The 18231-nt window shown below is 45.6% G+C and carries 19 protein-coding genes; 11 read left to right on the forward strand and 8 right to left on the reverse strand.

Annotated elements, in window-relative coordinates:
• The first annotated feature begins 136 nt into the window (after nucleotides 1-136).
• A complete protein-coding gene (locus RID21_RS09860; RefSeq protein WP_350188465.1) occupies nucleotides 137-841 on the forward strand; it encodes a hypothetical protein in 705 nt (234 codons plus the stop codon).
• Between the two features lie 226 nt (nucleotides 842-1067).
• On the opposite strand, the gene RID21_RS09865 is transcribed toward RID21_RS09860, so the two are convergent.
• From RID21_RS09865 to RID21_RS09875, 3 genes are read right to left on the reverse strand one after another with little or no spacing between them, the layout of a single operon-like run.
• A complete protein-coding gene (locus RID21_RS09865) occupies nucleotides 1068-1511 on the reverse strand; it encodes a hypothetical protein (protein WP_350188466.1) in 444 nt (147 codons plus the stop codon).
• A 10-nt stretch (nucleotides 1512-1521) separates the two neighbouring features.
• On the reverse strand, nucleotides 1522-1992 hold the full coding sequence (locus RID21_RS09870) for a hypothetical protein (protein ID WP_350188467.1): 471 nt from the start codon (nucleotides 1990-1992) through the stop codon (nucleotides 1522-1524).
• Nucleotides 1993-1994: 2 nt separating this feature from the next.
• Entirely contained in the window at nucleotides 1995-2810 is an 816-nt protein-coding gene (locus RID21_RS09875) for a TIGR04255 family protein (protein WP_350188468.1), read from the reverse strand.
• 650 nt (nucleotides 2811-3460) lie between these two features.
• On the opposite strand from RID21_RS09875, the gene RID21_RS09880 reads away from it, so the two are divergent.
• Complete coding sequence (locus tag RID21_RS09880; protein WP_350188469.1) at nucleotides 3461-3712, forward strand: LexA family transcriptional regulator; 252 nt, start codon at nucleotides 3461-3463, stop codon at nucleotides 3710-3712.
• 13 nt (nucleotides 3713-3725) lie between these two features.
• On the opposite strand, the gene RID21_RS09885 is transcribed toward RID21_RS09880, so the two are convergent.
• Both RID21_RS09885 and RID21_RS09890 read right to left on the reverse strand, forming a co-directional pair.
• Nucleotides 3726-4091, reverse strand: coding sequence for a hypothetical protein (locus RID21_RS09885; RefSeq protein WP_350188470.1), 366 nt, complete (start codon nucleotides 4089-4091; stop codon nucleotides 3726-3728).
• Nucleotides 4092-4138: 47 nt separating this feature from the next.
• Nucleotides 4139-4393 (reverse strand): hypothetical protein, encoded by a 255-nt coding sequence (locus RID21_RS09890; RefSeq protein ID WP_350188471.1) that lies wholly within the window; start codon nucleotides 4391-4393, stop codon nucleotides 4139-4141.
• A gap of 507 nt (nucleotides 4394-4900) precedes the next feature.
• On the opposite strand from RID21_RS09890, the gene RID21_RS09895 reads away from it, so the two are divergent.
• The gene (locus RID21_RS09895) at nucleotides 4901-6001 is read left to right on the forward strand and encodes a tyrosine-type recombinase/integrase (RefSeq protein WP_350188472.1); all 1101 of its coding nucleotides are present in this window, start codon (nucleotides 4901-4903) and stop codon (nucleotides 5999-6001) included.
• Nucleotides 6002-6116: 115 nt separating this feature from the next.
• Here the strand turns inward: RID21_RS09895 and RID21_RS09900 are convergent, their stop codons facing one another.
• Nucleotides 6117-6869 carry a phage portal protein gene (locus RID21_RS09900; protein WP_350188473.1) on the reverse strand — a complete coding sequence of 251 codons (753 nt, stop codon included), beginning with the start codon at nucleotides 6867-6869 and terminating at the stop codon, nucleotides 6117-6119.
• 267 nt (nucleotides 6870-7136) lie between these two features.
• Nucleotides 7137-8753 carry a hypothetical protein gene (locus RID21_RS09905; RefSeq protein WP_350188474.1) on the reverse strand — a complete coding sequence of 539 codons (1617 nt, stop codon included), beginning with the start codon at nucleotides 8751-8753 and terminating at the stop codon, nucleotides 7137-7139.
• A gap of 387 nt (nucleotides 8754-9140) precedes the next feature.
• On the opposite strand from RID21_RS09905, the gene RID21_RS09910 reads away from it, so the two are divergent.
• Nucleotides 9141-10004 carry an alpha/beta hydrolase family protein gene (locus RID21_RS09910; protein WP_350188475.1) on the forward strand — a complete coding sequence of 288 codons (864 nt, stop codon included), beginning with the start codon at nucleotides 9141-9143 and terminating at the stop codon, nucleotides 10002-10004.
• A gap of 10 nt (nucleotides 10005-10014) precedes the next feature.
• Here the strand turns inward: RID21_RS09910 and asnS are convergent, their stop codons facing one another.
• Complete coding sequence (gene asnS, locus RID21_RS09915; RefSeq protein WP_350188476.1) at nucleotides 10015-11406, reverse strand: asparagine--tRNA ligase; 1392 nt, start codon at nucleotides 11404-11406, stop codon at nucleotides 10015-10017.
• Between the two features lie 297 nt (nucleotides 11407-11703).
• Between asnS and RID21_RS09920 the strand changes: the two genes are divergently transcribed.
• The 7 genes from RID21_RS09920 (at nucleotide 11704) to RID21_RS09950 (ending at nucleotide 18181) form a co-directional block, all read left to right on the forward strand.
• Nucleotides 11704-12912 (forward strand): type II secretion system F family protein, encoded by a 1209-nt coding sequence (locus RID21_RS09920; protein ID WP_350188477.1) that lies wholly within the window; start codon nucleotides 11704-11706, stop codon nucleotides 12910-12912.
• Nucleotides 12912-14180, forward strand: coding sequence for a type II secretion system F family protein (locus tag RID21_RS09925; protein WP_350188478.1), 1269 nt, complete (start codon nucleotides 12912-12914; stop codon nucleotides 14178-14180). Before RID21_RS09920 ends, RID21_RS09925 begins: the two co-directional genes overlap by 1 nt.
• A 23-nt stretch (nucleotides 14181-14203) precedes the next feature.
• Nucleotides 14204-15730: a type II secretion system F family protein gene (locus RID21_RS09930; RefSeq protein ID WP_350188480.1), complete on the forward strand. Its 1527-nt coding sequence runs from the start codon at nucleotides 14204-14206 to the stop codon at nucleotides 15728-15730.
• Nucleotides 15731-15742: 12 nt separating this feature from the next.
• On the forward strand, nucleotides 15743-16183 hold the full coding sequence (locus RID21_RS09935; RefSeq protein WP_350188482.1) for a pilus assembly FimT family protein: 441 nt from the start codon (nucleotides 15743-15745) through the stop codon (nucleotides 16181-16183).
• Between the two features lie 7 nt (nucleotides 16184-16190).
• A complete protein-coding gene (locus RID21_RS09940) occupies nucleotides 16191-16772 on the forward strand; it encodes a PulJ/GspJ family protein (RefSeq protein WP_350188484.1) in 582 nt (193 codons plus the stop codon).
• Nucleotides 16773-16838: 66 nt separating this feature from the next.
• Entirely contained in the window at nucleotides 16839-17234 is a 396-nt protein-coding gene (locus RID21_RS09945; protein WP_350188486.1) for a hypothetical protein, read from the forward strand.
• A 44-nt stretch (nucleotides 17235-17278) separates the two neighbouring features.
• Nucleotides 17279-18181, forward strand: a complete 903-nt coding sequence (locus tag RID21_RS09950; RefSeq protein WP_350188488.1) for a DUF1559 domain-containing protein — start codon at nucleotides 17279-17281, stop codon at nucleotides 18179-18181.
• Nucleotides 18182-18231: the final 50 nt, after the last annotated feature.

An 18231-nucleotide genomic window follows, 5' to 3' on the forward strand; every position in this document is an offset into this window, starting at 1 on the left:
TCGAGTTCCCACAGTGTGGGCATTCAAATCTGATCATGTGGCCCTCAAATCTAAGCGTGCCTGTTACGATGTTGAGTATCTTGTCCAGACTATACATAATATAGGGCAATATCAAGAATAAACCGGGAGGTGAAAAGTGCTCCGATTCTGTCTGTTATCATTGCTCCTGTTTCCCGCAACTACTTTTGCAGAAACCACTAAGATCATTCACATTCTGAACTGGCATTACGTTGAATATGACGAATTCGCAGTCGACCTGCGGGCCAATAGTGACAAGCCTGTTTCAGATGCGCAGGTAACCAAAGAATATTTGGAATTCCTGGACGATGTTCGTGAGATCCAGAAGCAGCAGATGGAACTGCTGCGGACATTGATCAAAAAGCACAACCTGAAAGCGGTCTATGTCGAAGGGCTCACAGAAAAGAACCACAAAGGGATCTTAGAATTCCTGGAGTCGATGAAGAAATACGAACGGACCAGGAAGCCACCAGCAGATCGATTAGACCGTCAGATAGAAGCTCTGCACCAGCTGAGCCTGCTTCACGTTGGAGCAGCCCCGCGGTTGGTCATGTCAGGAGAACTGAAAACGATCCTGCCGGCAGAAGACTCAAAAGCGATGGAAGCGGCGAATCCTGTGCGGCCGGATGGCACTGTGGTTTACGATCTGAAGGTGGCCACAGAACGGGAAGACGCGATAGCACGCAACCTGCTTAAAGCTGAGGGTGTGGCTGTGATTGTTTTAGGGGGTGGGCACGATCTGGCTGATAACATTAAACGGGTTGGAGGCAATTGCAAATACGAACGGGCGATAGTGCCGAAATACAAAAAAGCCTCAGAGTAACCAGTGACGACATCCCTGAAGAAGACGTCCGCAGCTGGCTGAAGCGTCACAGTTTCCGCTGGTCCCGCTATCACGGAGCCTGGCAAAGGCATCTGAACCAGCATGGGAAGAATTACGTCAGAATGATCGTTGAGTGGTATTCAGGGAGGTGACAAAAAAAGGCAGTCGGAGTGAAAATCTCACGACTGCCTTTTTTATTTGTATCTAATTGATTGAATACGTTGGTTCACTCAATTGACTCTGGATCAGCAATTTCATCTGCATTAAGAATGCGAGTTTTTTTTGCAATTTTTTTGCCTGCTATTTTAGGATAGTCTAAGCCGCCCTCAGCTTTTAGCAAGCAGTGACCTTCATCGGAATCTGTCTTATCCAATGAAATCTCTAGCCCAAGTGCCCTTGCATCTCCGACTTTAAACAAAGCTACATTCCAGCCATCTGGTTCTATACCCTGATCTTTAAGTTGATCCAATAAATCTTGTGGCTTTGTTACTTTCAGAAGCGAACAAGACAGATGCTCCTCGTTTGGCCTTGTGCTCATAGAAGATGAGCTAGCTCGAAAAGTGCCATCTTTATTTTTAGCTATAGTATCCCAACCAGGTTTAGAAGGACTAATCCGTCTGATTAGATAATCATCATCTGAAATGTTATCTTCAATGTCTGAAGCTCCCATTCATCAACAGTTACCACTGAGTAAGGAACTGGGCTATGACATCAAGGTTTTTAGCTACACCTTCGCAATCTTTGGTGCTATTTTCTTCATCGATGTAGGCGTAGCGAATCACACGGTTAGGATCTAGCTCTACATCAAGCTCACGAGTGTAATCTTCTAAGTCCCAGGAAAGTGCAACATTTCCTGCAGGTGACGCTGCAATTCTTGGGCAACTGACACCAGTGATTGATGAGAGCGCATTCATCACTTCCATCGCAAACTGAATAGAGTCAGGGTTAACTGGCTTCGCGCCATAGCTATCCCAGTTTGCTGGCAAATCACGAAGCTTCCAGATGTTGATAATACACTGCTGTAGCCACTGGACAGGTTCGTTTCTTTCTGCAAGCAAGCCTTCCCCGGTAATACCAGCACTAGCTATTAAGCTTTCCGTGGAAGTTAATGTACTTGTTCCATCGATTTCTAGGCTTGTTGGTGGCGTCATGATTAAAACCGTTTCCAACGTTCTATTTGAACGTGCTCTTCTGTGAGGCTTACAAAACTCTTAACAACCCATAAGTGAGCGAGATCCATATTTTCTAGAAGTGAATCCTCTTCTTTATGAATTACTCGTCCCGTGATTTTGAGCAAGATAAATTTCTTTCGTTCTTTATCTTGATTGATATTCGCTTCAACGTAAAGTCTGCCCTGTTCATCACCTATTACATAAACTCGATTATAGGCTACGAGTTCTGGGAGATCTTTCAACCAACTATCTGAGGTTTCCCATTTCAGGCCTTTAAAGCTGGATTCGAAAAACTCTATAACATCCTCTTCAGGCTCGGGGTAGATGTGATTTATATATGTCACTTCGCAAAGGTTAGGGAGTACCTTCCCAATTGAGTGGTCGTTCACGAACTTAGAAAAATTTTCAAACTCTTCTATAAAGACCGGCCGATTTGAGTCATAGTGAGGATATTCAGTCCCCTCTTTTCCTGCCCAGTTAAAAGCAAATCTGTCTGGTTGCAATTGAAGCATCATGCTTCCGTTATCTGGCTGTCTATACCATACTCTCTGCGGACCTGGACCCTGATCACCTGTGATAAACTGGAATGCTCCTTTAGGCATTCGCCCACGGGGAAAGGTTTCTACCACCGGATCGAGACGTCCCCTGTCAATAACCTCTGGGAACCTGGCTTTTACAGTCTCGTAGAACATCCCAAAGTGAGCTGTTTTAAAATCTTGAAGCTCATCAAATTGTACTGTTAGCACCGTCTCCACAACTGGTGGATTCTTGAATTTTGGGCAATCTACTTTACTCATACTGAGTTTAATTTCCTCTCGCAGGTCAAATTATTTCGTGAGCCCAAGAGTTTGTAATGGAATTTTGCTATAGCTACTTATTAATACGTTATAGACACACATTATGAGAACTCAGGCCCCATAATAGTATTAGTATTTCGGTCATTTTCCACGATAGGTATTGGTTGCAATCATTGTTATATCACAATTCTACACATATTATGTAATATTGGTCAATGTCTAGATGTTGACTATAGATGCTGTATCTCTTTTATTTTCAATTGTTTACATTGTCATGTCGTATTAGAGAGTAAGCCAGAATTTAAACTATGTAATTGTAAGCTCCAAAGATAAGACGCCTAATCTATAAAAATCGAATTGAAAGATTTCTTTTTTAAAATCTTTACCTGAACACCCCGAAAAAGTTTCCATTTTTGACTTGCGGCGACCTGTACGCACGTTATATTGGGAACATCACACCTACTCCCATATCCGTCTGGCGACGGCCGCGTGAGACCCGCTGAAGGTGGTCTCAGTTGATTATTCCAATCCGCGAAATTCTCTCTGCCCCGTAGTGAACCCAGGGCAAAATCCAAACCAGGGAAGTCATCATCCGCGAAGAGCGTACGCGCGTTTGGTGGGTCGCCATCGGTACGCGCTGAGGAGATGGGATGCCATACATCCTACGGAAGATCAGCCATCGGCAATTCAAGTTTTATGATTTCATCCGGAACTACTACCGGAGCTGCAAAGGCTGGCCGACATTGGAAAACATCTGCTGTTACTTCCACGCCAGCCAAACACGCACACTGGTGACCCTGGAGATACTCAAGCGCCATCACTTCATTGAAGATGTGGGCGGACGCTACCAGGCGATCGATCGTAATCCGCTCGTGATGCCGTTCAGAGGGATTGTGAGATGAACATACTTGATAATTATTTTTTACGCTCAGCTTCAAAGGTATTGAAAGCTTCTTCGATTTTTTTGAATGCTATTTCGACCGTTTCTTTTAACTGTAGATATGCTGGGTCCTCTTGTGACTCGTAGTATTCACGATCTTCCTCAGCATATTTTTTCTTCAACCAGTCATCTATCGCATTCATACATGCCCGTTTAGACGAATAGAGGTCTTGGACATCAGAATTTGAAAAAGCATCTCCCTGGACAGCCCAGGTTCTCCCATCAATAAATGTTAGATTTTCAAATTTCCAGTCTTCTCTAGCGTCCCAAATTAAATATCCACGATAAGCCCACTCACCAGGGTTTTCAGTTCGAGTTGCATGATATTCAAATTCAGTCATTTTTGATTTATCTATTTTTGATAAGTGAGACTCGACCACAAGAAAGTTCAATGATCTTCTTTACCAAGAATTTTATCAGAGTATTGTGTCAGCAGCTCGCGAATAACTTCAGCGAGGTATTTGTCCTCCTGGTAAGCAGCTGCCTCAAAGCGCGCTTTTTCTTCGCTGGTCACACTCGCGCGAATGATTTCGTTCTTACGGCTCTTCTTTTTGGGTTTAGGGGACATGTAAAGGACAGTATCAAATTCCGCAGATATTGGCAATTTGCAGTTGAATGTATGGCTAAAAATATGGTACAACATTTAGCTATAATAACGGTCGTGTACGGAGACCGATTGAGTACAAGTGAATCAACGGCGGAGGATCGTCGTTTTCTGAGCCTATGCGGGTGCGCCGTACACGCGCCTCATAGGCTCTTTTTGTTTGGAGACGTGAGAATGGACGGATAGGGACAGCGCATGAAAAAACCCTCAGAGAGCTGCAACTCTCTGAGGGCGAAATAGTCAATTCATCGTTTTTCAGGAATCTTATGGTAGGGATTTCCTTCAATGACTGACCATAACATTAGTCATGATAGAGACGGTACGTCAAGAGTAAAAGCCCGAAATTCAACTTCGACGGGAAAAACGTTCCCTGCAGAGGGGGACCACGATGTTGAATACTGGGCAAATATTTGGGGAGTCACTCCCCGTTGTATCAGAGACTGGGTGAAGAAATTCAACATTCCGGTCTGGGGTCCGAGTAATGATAACTTCATGATCAATGCCGAAGACTTCAGATCTGTGTTTGAGAAACGGACGATCTGAGTCATGGCAAAAAAACGCAGGCGTTCCAATGGGGAAGGATCGATCTACCAGGTTGACGGCAAATGGGTTGCGCAGATCAGCTACTACAAAGACGGTAAGCTGAAGCGGCCAAAGCGTATTTGTAAGAAGCATGCTGATGCTGTTGCCAAGCTGGAAGAGCTCCGGAAAGATGCCTTGCATCTCGACATGGATGAACAGCACCACACGGTAGAGAGTTACATAAATGAGTGGCTGTTCGATATTGAAAACAGCGACCGCGCTTTCAGCACTCTCAAGGGCTATCGAGGGATAGTTAATAATTACATCATTCCGAAACTGGGAACAGTCAAACTTCGTGAGCTGAAAGCCTCTAAAATCAGAAGGTTCATCCATTCTCTTCAGGATTCCGGCGTTGGTTCTCGTGCTGTGGAGATGTCTTATTTCTGTCTGAACAGTGCATTAAATCAGGCCTATAAATCAGACATCATTTTGAAGAATCCCTGTGTGAGCATTCAACGTCCGGTGCATAAGCAGAAGGAAGCGATACCATTCACCAGGGAAGAACGGGAGCTGATCCTCCAGGCTGCGGATGGAGATTATTTCTACCCGCTTTACAAGTTCATGCTCGCCACCGGAATGAGATCATCAGAAACGTTCGGTCTACACTGGGATGATATTGATTACCAGACGAGAACGATTCATGTGCAGCGCCAGTACATCTTTGGAGATTACGCGAAGCTGAAATCGAAAAAGAGCGATCGATTTCTAGATCTCACACCTGGTTTAGAAGAGGTGTTGAGGCTCCAGAGAGAGAAAATGAACGAAGCCGGTTTCGGTGATCGCAAATACGTCTTCTGCGGAAAACGCGGGGGGCACCTCAACAGCAGTACCTTCAATCACCAGATCTGGAAGCCATTCCTGGAAGAAGCCGGCGTTACTCCCCGCGGACTGCATCACCTGAGGCACACGTTCGCATCAGAGCTGCTGGCGGAAGGGGCGGATCTTCTGGTAGTATCTGCTCTGCTCGGTCATTCATCACCGACAGTAACACTGAAAATCTACGCTCATGCGATGCCACCAAAGCGGTCGCAGGTGGCTGGTCTGATCCAGACGATTTTCGGTTAATCTGGCCTGGCTGCTACCTTGTTGCTACTTTCTGCTGAATTAGAAAGGCGGAAAAATAGACGCAAAGGCAAATGCAGTAAGGCGATACGCTTAATCGAATAGAGACACCAACGGATTAGGCGTTGTAGTCCATCTCCCGGGGGGTGGCTGTAAGAGAGACGACTTGCTCACCGGTTGTAAAGATCGCCTTGCCCGTATTTTCAGTACCCCCATATTTTTGATCAAACATCGCGGCTGCGGCTTCAAGTTCTTCTCTGGTTGGGCGCATATCCTTTCCGCAGGTGACGACAATTGATGGATCTGCTCCATTATTCATCTGAGCCCAACGAGCTGCATCGATCTGATTGGCTGAGTCGATCCAGCGGGCACCCGCGCTGACAGGAGATTGTCCGTCATCCTGGTAAAGTGGATGAGGCCACCGCGTTATCTGCAGCTGTGAAAGGGGGATGACTTTCCCCAATACCTGCTGTAGTAGGTTGTGTGAACTGGAGTAACTTGAAAAGGAGTCAAGATCATAGCGCGACGAAGGTGTCTGTATTCGATATCCACCATCAGGCAAATCTGTTGAGGGGGCAACTGGCGACGCGATCGCGGTGGGAATTACATAACGTTGAACCGTCTTCCCAAACTGATTAGGAACATTCCAGACGATACTTGCCCCAGTCAGTTGCAGTTGCAGGACTCGCTCATAGCGAAAAGCGGCACCTGATTGAGTGGGATTTGGATGTTTGAGAATCTGGCAAAGTGCATGATCGTTTGACAGGGGAATAGACGCACCAGTTTCACCAGCATATAGACTTCGGGAAAGTCCGTATCCAGAGTCCATTCTCAAGTGGCGTCGGAACAATTTCTGATCGGAATTATTCACAGTGTCATCGTAGACAGCCACCGAAGCCTGCATGGCTTGCAGGCAAATTGCCCGAATCGCAACAAACGTCCAACCAGTGAACTGTTCTGATTCCTCTCGATGGTTACTATGCCATTTGCCTGGTTGACCGGTTCCGAGTGCGGTTCGTAGCGCGACTGAGAACCGATTTGATTTGAATCGTGCGGCAAGCTGTTTGAAGGGGTTCCACATGTTTTACTATCCTTAGATTGATAAGGGAATATGTCTAACTTTTGTCTGCTGAATTTATCAGACAACAATCAGTCTTCGACAGGATTGATTACGTAGAGCACAGAGGCAGTAGACGACTGCATCAGCCCGATCGGGAGAACGTCCCAAGGTTTCCCTCAACGTTTTGCCCTGATAGTTTTCGTCAGACCCTCGCCGTCCCTTTGGGGTGATATAATATTTTTCGCCGTCATGCCCGGAGTATATTTTCTGAGGTGCGATCAGTTCTGCACGCAGGCGCTCGTTATCGGGCAAAGCGAACGGTATCATGCGGAAGTCCCCCGCCGGGTCAAGGCGTCTTGCAGCCTCTCCGTAGAGTTCGGCCCGTTTGTTGGCATATTTTTGAGTGTCGATATCACTTGCGGAATTACTGTGAATTTCGATCACATGCACGTTTCGTTTTTTTAAAGGATCACCGACTGCATTCCCATAACCTCCTCCCCAGTCGATGGCCAACGGAACATTTCCCTGTTCCAGATCAACTCCGTATGTAAGTGCGGTTTCGATTACCCACTCCAGCGTCTGTTGTGTATCTGCGAACTGACATTCATGGATGGCTCGGATACCGTACCTGCCACCGACAGCAAGGACTGAGGTATCTCCAAATCGGGATGCGGCGACATCCAGTCCAAAGCCCTCGACCGGGATAATCTGATCCAAAAGATGAATCGCGGACTTGTGTTGTTTGTCCGTAGCACGTCGCCAGAGATGATGCCAGCGTATCCAGAATGAGACAGGTTCCATTAGCCAGTCCGGGAGAATGACCTGTTTCTCAGGATCCTGATCCGGAAACTTTCCTAGTGCATATACATTACGTATGAGTGGATCCGGATCGTTTAATAACGACATAAATTCGTCGTAGCACGTCTGTCCGGGAATACGGGGCTTACATTGTTCGAAGTCTTCCGTTTCAATCGGCGTACCATGCGAATAGAACCTGCTTCCGATTTTGATACCACCTAAGGGGGCGACCGGTTGTTCGAGGCAAGTCTCTTTCACATTTGTGCATTCCCAGCCACTGACTGTGATACAGCGTGTTTTACCATATTGGTCCACAATCGTTTGTGTACGGTCTGGTTCTATACTCGGAAAGGCATCTCGAAATGATCCCGATAGTGTGGATGGATTGGAGAGAGCCAGAAATTTTTTTGCCTGAGTGTTGGCTAGTTTATATTTGTCTTCGAGATTCGGGGCCGTTGCCTCATCAAACCAGAAAAGAACATGTGGCGAGTGTGCCCCTCTGAAACCTTCAATATGCTTAGGGTTAGCCAGGGAAATAGAATGCTGTTGATGATCATAAATTCCGGAAGTCAACAATTTTCCCGGTGGCTTTACCGTCATTCGTCTCCACCATTTATCGACTTCCCCGTAAGCGATTTTCTGAGCCATCCTGAGTGAGTCTCGCGTAATTACAATTTTGGCATCATCCCAGATATGAAAGTAAGTGCAACAGGCAATTCCAGCAGCAGCTCCCTTACCACAACCGGTGTTCCCTTTGACGAATACGCGGCGAATTGTGGGGTCGAATAGAGACTCCAGAATGTCCCATTGCCATTCATCCAGTTGGACACCAGGCCATTGTATTTCAATGTATTGGCGAATCTGACCTGTTCGGGCTTGTTCAATGGCGGAATCCAAATTGGTGTTATCACCAGTCTGCGTACGTTTTCTCTGTTGCTGCTCGCAGGCTGCAAACTGATTCTGCTCAGAAGAATTCAACCCGTCACCGATTATTTTCAGGTAATATGAGACAAACAGACGTGGTGAGAGACTGATTCTTTTTCATTCATCCAGTAGCACTGCGATGAAAGCTCTTTAGAGAACAGCATATTGACCCACGAATTATTCCCGGAAATCCTTGCGATCTGCGGGGGTAAGTCAAGATAATCAAATAACACGTGGATAAAGTGAACTGCTGAAGTTTTACCTGATTATTTTAAGGTGTAATGCAACTTTGCTTAGAGTGAAACAAGTGTCATTTACCTCAACCTCTCATGGGTATGAATTGCCCGAGGAAACTAACATATGAAAATTTTATTCGTTATCTTAGTACTCTTTTCACTAGTTATGCCTGCGTACTCAGTTGCTCAAGCGGAAGAAGAGGTCAGAATTATTCCGGACGTCGTTTATGGGCATAAATTTGGAATGGCACTGACTTTCGATGTGTTCCAACCCGAGAAGCCGAACGGCGCTGGCGTACTATTTATGGTTAGTGGGGGATGGTATTCGCGCTGGACGGAGCCCCAAAATATGTTGTCGCGGTTTAAGCCATTATTAGATAGCGGTTTTACAGTATTTTGTGTCAGGCATGGCAGCAGCCCTAAATTCAAAATCCCGGCAATGGTTGAGGATGTGAGAAGAAGTGTGCGGTTCATTCGTCTGCATGCGAAAGAATACGGTGTCGATCCCAACCAACTGGGGGTATGGGGTGGGAGTGCCGGAGGGCATTTATCGCTGATACTGGGGACGACATCGGATCAGGGAGAACCGGATGCAAAAGACAAGGTTTTACAACAGAGTGATCGTGTGGCTGCAGTAGCTGCCTATTATCCTCCAACGGATTTGCGTGAGTTCGTTGAAGAAACATCTCCCTATTACCAGCGGTTTCCAGCACTACAGTTTGACAAGGAACTTGCTGATGATTTCTCCCCGCTTCTGCAAGTCACTCCCGATGATTCGCCGACTCTGTTGATTCATGGCGACCAGGACAAACTGGTTCCCATCAGCCATAGTGAAAACATCATGCAGAAGTTTAAGGCGAAAAACGTCCCGGCTGAGTTACTGGTTATTGAAAAGGCGGCTCATGGTTTTAAAGGGGATGACCAGACGCGCGCCAGCCAGGCTGTCGTCGAGTGGTTCCGAAAACATCTAAGCGGGCAGGCTAAATGATTTTCCCGGATCAGAATTCCGCGTTTTTAGGAGTTCTGGGGAAGGGAATACAGTCACGGATATTAGTCATAGAGGTCAGTAGCTGAATCAAACGCTCAAACCCGAGTCCGAAGCCTGAATGAGGGACTGTACCGTACTTCCGTAAGTCGGTGTACCACCAGTAGTCTTCGGGGTTTAGATCTCCTTCCCGCATACGATCGATAAGAACATCGTAGCGTTCTTCGCGCTGACTTCCTCCGATAATCTCACCGACACCTGGAACAAGTACGTCCATAGCACAGACGGTTTTACCATCGTCATTGCATCGCATGTAGAAGGGTTTGATCGTTCGGGGGTAATTGTAAACGATGACGGGTTGCTTAAAGTGTTCCTCAGTTAAGTATCGTTCATGTTCGGACTGCATATCACTGCCCCAGTCGATGGGGAAGTCAAACTGCTTTCCGCAGGATTTGAGAATCTCGATGGCTTCGGTATAAGAGAGCCGAATGAATTCGTTCTCGGTAATGTTGTGCAGTTTTTCTAATGTGGTCTGATCGATACGCTGGTTGAAAAACTCCATGTCTTCAGGACAGTTTTGCAGAACATCGCCAATGACAGTTCTGACAAAACTTTCTGCGAGTGCCATGTTGTCTTCAAGATCATAGAAGGGCATTTCAGGCTCAATCATCCAGAATTCAGCGAGATGACGGGATGTATTTGAATTCTCTGCACGGAATGTTGGGCCGAAGGTATAACACTCACCGAGTGAGGTGGCAAAAATCTCTGCTTCCAGTTGGCCGCTGACTGTCAGGGAAGCCGGTTTACCAAAAAAGTCCTGAGAAAAGTCAATTTCTGTCTGAACTTGCGCCAGACGTTCCAGGTTGAGTGTCGTGACCTGAAACATTTCACCTGCTCCCTCACAGTCACTGGTGGTAATAATCGGAGTCTGAATGTAGACAAAACCTCTGGATTGAAAGAAGCGGTGAATAGCATAAGCGGCTTCATTGCGGACGCGAGTAATGGCCCCAAAGGTATTGGTACGGGGACGCAGGTGGGCGATTTCTCTCAGAAACTCGAAACTGTGACGTTTCTTCTGAAGAGGATAACTCTCCGAATCTGCAGTTCCATACAGAATAAACGATTCAGCATGCAGCTCTATTCGCTGATTCTTACCCGGTGATTCATTCACTTTTCCAGTGACTGAGATACTGGAACCGGTGGTGACATCTTTGATCAACGTTTCATAGTCTGGAACGCTTTGATCGATGACGATTTGTAAATTAGACATGCAACTGCCATCATTGAGCTCGACAAAGGAAAAGCCACTCTTCGAATCACGGCGTGTGCGGACCCACCCGGATACCTTGATTGTTTCACCGGGCTGGGAGGTATGCAGTGCTGCTTTAATTTTGGTACGAATCATGTGGAGGTCTTTCCGTAATACAAGCCTGGGAGCTGGCTGTCATCCTGATCGATATTTAATAACTCCAGAGCGGTCTGGAAGTTATATCTCTTTGTAATCTGCGGTCTTCGATCTGTAAACTGTAATCGAGCCGGGTACTTGCTCCCGTAAATCAGAAATATTGTTTTATGGGGGTTCCCAGAGACTCTGGTGATAGAAAATGGTGTATTTTCGATGTTTCTAGACAAAATCTTCTAGAGACAGGGTCATCAGAAGGAAATAGGTCCGAGAAAGTTCTGACATTTCAGATGATTTGTTTTGATCACATCTGGCGGTCTGCGCTGGCGGGTCGGACCATTTCAGCTTAGTATGGACACAAGAATACATGTTGTCGTGGTGGCCGGTGAGATAACAACATTCATGATGAACTCGAATCAACCCAAATCCCAGAGCGTTTCAGCTGAAAGTCTGGCTGATCTCAATGATGAGTTAGCTGCGATGGTCCGCACAGGGATTCCATTAGATGAAGGGCTCAGAAATGCCGCAAAATATTTGAAAGCGGATTCGCAGAACTTCATCAGGCATCTACTGCAAAAAATTGAGGAAGGAGCTTCTCTGGATGAGGCTGTCCAGTCCGAAGCGATCCAGTTACCGTCTTCCTATGTCGCGCTCATCAAATCAGGAATCAGAATGGGGCGTTTGCCGGAAGCGCTGACATCCTTTGCTTCATTTGCTCGCGCCAGGATGGATTTGCGGCGTGAAATCGGAGCAGCATTGATCTATCCAGCGATAATTTTGATCATCGCCTTTATGCTTTCGCTGTTTGTCTGTTTCGTTATTTTTCCAGAACTGGTCACTGCGAATGAAATATTTCACCTCAAAAACACATTAGTGATGAACACGCTCATGAATCTGTTCGGATTTTACCAGAACTGGTTCATACTGATTCCTGCGATATTTCTGGTCTTGCTTTTCAGCTGGAAGTTCAGTCGGCATTCATTCATGTTGTCGCGAGAAGTTAATCAGTCTGGTTTGAAATCTTTGGCAACCAACATCGCATATGGGTGGGTCCCTGGCTATCGCAGGTTGGTGCTCGATATGAATTATTCCACTTTTGCGGAAATGGCCGGTGTTTTGCTCTCTTATCATATTCCTTTATCTGATTCACTCGTGCTCGCAGCAGAGTGTACGGGCAATTCGAAAATGATCAATCAGTTCCGTACTGTGGCAAAAAAACTTGAACAGGGTGAGGGAATTGAAGTCAGTATTCAGTCTGTAGCAGAATTGCCTGGATATATTCAATCCATGTTGATGAATCCTGCACATCAAAATCGTCTGCCGGACATCATGTCCGAAATTGCCCGTGTATATCAGACGCGCGTATTAAACCGTATTGAATGGATCAAAAACATCGTCCCTGTGGGATTAGTCGTATTAGTCGCAGGTGGTATTACAGTCTGTTATGCACTGCTCGTATTTTTACCCTTCGTCGAGATTTTGAAGATGCTGGGAAGTCCTTCGGTCTAATGAAACAGTATTCCTATCTCTGTATTAATTCTGATGGTCAGGAAGTCAGCGGCTTTGTTAATGCACGCAGTGATGAGTCTGCCCGTATCAAGCTGATGGAGCAGGGACTGAAAATTGTTCGAGTTGATTTGATCGAGTCAAATCAGAGTCCAGATTCAGAATTCAGCGATGGTGATGCTGTTGATATTACTGAATTTGAGGGAGAGTCATTAGAGGACTACGGTAAAGCTGTTTGGGATGTTAGCACTGATTATCTGGATTCGATCCGAAACAAAAAACAGCCTCAAATAGAAGGGTTACCATTGTCCGCCAGTTTGCGAACACTGGCGGAAGAATCGCCATCAACCAACCTGGCACAAACTTTTCAGAAGATGGCATTAGACCTGGAGCAGGGGAGATCTCAAGAAGATACTTTCCTACGGCATTTGCAATCGGTACCACAAAACCTGGCGACCTTGATTCATGTCTCCGCTGGTACAGAAAAACTGGAGTCTGTGATTGAAGATTATATTGCCAGCGAGAGACAGCTTAGACAGGCAAGGCATAAATTGCTGACATCTTTTTTCTATTCAATCGTATTAATCCTTGGTTCTTTGATTTTGTTCTACTTCCTGATGACGATCATCGTTGGAAATTTCAAATCACTTTTTGAAGACTTCGGCACTGAACTTCCCGGGCTGACGGTTCTGATGATCAGTGTCGCTGATCTGTTAACAAAGCACGGATTCAAGATTGCCCTCATTATTATTGGCGGGATGTTACTCATCTGGTTCAGTTTTGATTTTCTGAAGAAACGTGCCTTGAGACGCCGGCTACTGAATCAAATACCCGTGTTTGGTTCTATTTTGAGTAATACTTCGATCTCTCAATTCTGCCGCATGCTCGCTGGCCTGATTGATGCCAGGGTGAAATTACCCGAAGCACTCATGTTGGCGGCTCAGATGACGCGTGATCCGAACCTGATCGCAGGATGTGAAGTTCTGATTAAACGGACCAATGCAGGGTTCAGCCTGATGGAATCCGCTCAAAGTTCTCCACATTTTACGAAAAGTTTTATTCATATATTTCGCTGGCAGGACCACCCACAGGTCTTCGTTGAGTCTTTACGTGCCAGCAGTAACATCTATCAGACCAAAGCCGATTTGAAAACAGGCACACTGATATTCATCCTGCAGCCTGTGCTGATATCTGGAATGTTGTTTTTATTGGGCATTCCGATCGTGGCAATCTATTTACCAATGATCAAATTATTAAATGATCTCTCTTAGTCCATTTTGAAAGTTTGACGACCGTGGAATTTCTGGGCGTGATATTCAGTCTGGCTTTCTTTGTCTATTTCCCAATAGCAGGAATTACATCGGTCATGCTTGCGCGGCGCGTGCAGGATTATGGTCATCAGGGAGTCAATCAGCTGATCAAAGTCTGCTGGAAGGCATTTACTCTGTTCATGCTGGCTCTATGTGTGATCTTTCTCCTGCTCAATATTATTGCAGTGGTAACTAATCAAGTAACTATTCTTGGAACTGCCCTGATCGCTCTGCCAACGATCTTGATCTATGTCTTCACAATCTATCTGGAATGGCAGTGCTTTCAGTTATTGCGTTCTATCAATCAGGAAGATGAATACAGCCTCTCAGAAGTTATGCAAAACCGCTTGCATGTTATCCGGATGGGAGGTTGGATTTTGCTGGGTTTACCTCTACTGATTTTCATTCCAGTTTTAATTTACGTCATTCCTTTTTTTATCCTGATGATTGCTGTCATTTGCTGTGTGTTAAATATCCTGTCATTAAACAAGCGGTCTCGGGAAACAGAACTGCTCTGGTTGATGACGTTTTGTGTTGAGAAAAATATTCCCCTGGCTGCAGAGATCGATCGTTATTCTCAAACGAAGAAAGGAAGATACCGGGACCGATTGTTAAGGTTCAGCAGCAGATTGCATTCCGGTGAGTCCCTTTCCGAAGCACTGGCAGAAAATTCAGGTTTGCTACCCCAGTCAGCAATTGTGGCATTAAATATCGGTGAGAAGACTAACAATACGGGGATCGCTTTACGGGATTCGGCGGTCAGAGCGACAAGAAAACTCGGTACCAGTTCTGATAAATCGAATTTTGCAAATCTGATTCTATACCTCACAATTATTCTTTCGCTGCAGTTTATTATCACTGGGTTTATCATGTACTGGATTGTTCCGAAGTTCAAGAAGATCTTCCTGGATTTCGGTGTTGAATTACCATCAATTACACAGTCACTCATGACTGCCAGCGATGTGATCTTCTCATACTTCTATCTATTCTTTCCAATATTCTCATTGCCACTGGTAGTACTGGCAATTCTACATCTTGGTAATTACTTCGGTTGGTCGAACCTCAATGTTCCATTTCTTACGGGCTGGTTTCCCCGTCTGAATACACCCCAATGTTTAAGACAAATTGCGCAGACCGTGGTAGTCGAGAGACCTCCACTTCTCGCCCTGGATTCAATTGGAAATTATCATCTCTGGTCTGATGTAAGAGTACGGACGCAGTCAGCTGCGCAACGAGTTCGTCAGGGTAATGATTTCTGGGAATCCTTACGTGAGGCGAATGTTCTCTCCAGTGCAGAGGCAGGTCTTTGTATGACTGCTGAAAAAGTGGGTAATCTTCCCACTGTTTTGCGTTCCCTGGCAGATACGATTGAGCAGCGCAGATTTCGCAGAATCAGATACTTCACAGAAATCTGTAAACCGGTTCTGGTTTGTACTCTAGCGATAATGGTCGGTTACTTTGTCATAGCTCTGTTTATGCCTTTAGTTTATCTGTTGTTCCAAATTTCCTGAGTCATAGTTCAAATGAGAATTCGCAATAATAAACATCCAGAACGAAAGGCCCTCTTAAATCATCGAGGTGGATTTACCCTCTTTGAAGCCTTCATCTCGATGATTCTGGTGGGTGCAACGATGGCAGTGGCACTTCCCGCGTTTAAGGCTATTGGCCAGCAGAGGAAAGACATCGATCAAAGGTATCTGGTAGTCACAGCAGTCGCCAATCTGGCGGAACGAATTCGTGCAGAAAACTCCGGGAAGGACTTGAGTCAGGATCGCCTCAATAATTATCAGTCAGCGCTGATTGGGGAGTTAGATCTCAATGATCTTCAAGTAGAACTCTCTGTAGTCAACACAGATGATGACGAAGTATCAGGAGTCCGTCAGGTTGATATCAAAGTCTCCTGGAGAAATATCTACGGGGAAAATGTAGATCCTGTTACGCTGATCCTCTGGTTATATGAATGAATGTTTCATGATCATATCAGACAAAAGAAGAATACAACTAAGTTTGTATGTGAAGTTACGACAGGGATTTTCGTTGATCGAAATGCTGGCAGTAATGTCGGCAATGTCAATTCTATTCACTGCAGCGGTGACCACTCTGGCATTCCTGATGCGAGTTGAGATGAAGGGAACAGAACGCCTTGAGGATAAACTGGTGCTTCAAAAGATCGCGCACAAGTTCAGAGAAGATGTATCGACAGCTCAGAACGCAGAGATATCCAAACAGAATAGCCAGCAAATACTTAAGCTGGCACTGCGCCAAAACACATCGATCACTTATTTGACAAATTCCCCGGGTGAAGGAATTCGTCGCGAATATCACAAGGAAGGTAAACTTGTCTCACAGGATGAATATTTACTCCCGCTGGCAGGTGTTACTTTTCAGACACAAAAAATCAATCAGCAGGAACTGGTTTCTATGGAGCTGAAAATTCCAGATGTAACAGGACATGAGAATAAAACTCTGCAAGCTTATTTCCAGTTATTCCGGTGTGAAGCACAGTTGAATCGAGTTGGTCAGATTCAGAAACAGTCAGAGCAGACAGAGTGAAGCATGGAATCAAATCGAATAACAACAAATCGGTATTTGCATAGAGTAAGAGCGCAGAAGTTATATGTGCGGCGTGGATCTTTTGTGCTCATTCCCATGCTGTGTCTGATTCTGGCGTTAGCAGTCGTGGGGCAAATATTACAGCAGAGTCAAGTCGAGGCCAAGCAGCTCAAGCAGCAACAATACCTGCTTCAAGCTTCCTCATTGGGAGATGCTGCTGCTCAGAGAGCTGTCAGAAGATTGATTCAAGATACAGACTACGATGGCGAAACCTGGCAAGTAGAGATCGAGTCGATGGGAAAAGTTAATTCAGGTGAAGTCGTCATTAAAGTAAAGAAAAACAGACAAATGGAAGACTCACATATCATCACAACTGAGGCGAGTTATCCCGCTGATGATATTTACCGCGTGCGAGTCATCAGAAAATGGCCATTTACTGTTAAGAGTCAAAACTCAGAATAATAAAACTCTATCCCCGCAGGAAAGTCTGATTTAAAGGGAAGATCATGCCACATTTAGAATTGTTGCCTAAGCTGAAGCTCACGCATAAAAAGAGTGGTTTCACCTTAATTGAGTTGCTGGTCGTGATTGCTATTATCGCAATTCTCATTGCATTACTCTTGCCAGCTGTGCAGCAGGCAAGAGAGGCGGCCCATCGTGCGTCCTGTAAAAATAATCTGATGCAGATCAATATCGCACTTCAGAATTATGAGATGGCGCACAACGTACTGCCTTCCGGGACGATCAATCCCACAGGGCCTGTGCGAAGTGAATCAAAGGGTTATCACGTCAGTTGGATCCTTCAGATTCTTCCGTATCTCGACGAGCGAGTTGCATTCAACAAGTTCAATTTTAAAGAGAGTGTTTATGCCCCGGTTAATAAGCAGGTTGCTGAGTATCAGATTCCGTTGCTCAGTTGCCCATCGAACCCTGCTCCGGGAAATACCTATGCAGGGATGCAGAATGACATCGAAGCACCAATCGATGTGAATAATAATGGAGTTCTGTTTCTCAACAGCAGCGTGCGGTACGACGAAATTCTGGATGGGTCTTCCAAAACAATCTTTATCGGTGAATTCGCTGGCGGTAATCAACGAGGCTGGGTCTCTGGTACACGTTCTACATTGAGGAATGCTGGCACCAGTATTAACGCCGACGGGCTGAACTACTATCCTGGTAAAGCTCAGTTCGATGCACGAAATCCGGAAGGAGAGTCCACTGAAGCAGCCGGTGAGTCTGAGTCAGCGGAAAATCCACTTAGTGTTGGTGGTTTCTCCAGTTATCATACTGGGGGCGCTCAGTTTGGACTGGGGGACGGAAGTGTTCGTTTTCTCAGTGAAAACATTGACGAGACCGTCTATCAGGCATTGGCCAACCGACATGATGGTCAATTGCTTCCGGAGTTTTAAGTCAGCTGATTCAATGTGATGAAAGTTTTCTTTGACGGACATTTCCAGCT

Source organism: Gimesia sp. (genome assembly GCF_040219335.1).
In the GTDB taxonomy this organism is placed as follows: domain Bacteria; phylum Planctomycetota; class Planctomycetia; order Planctomycetales; family Planctomycetaceae; genus Gimesia.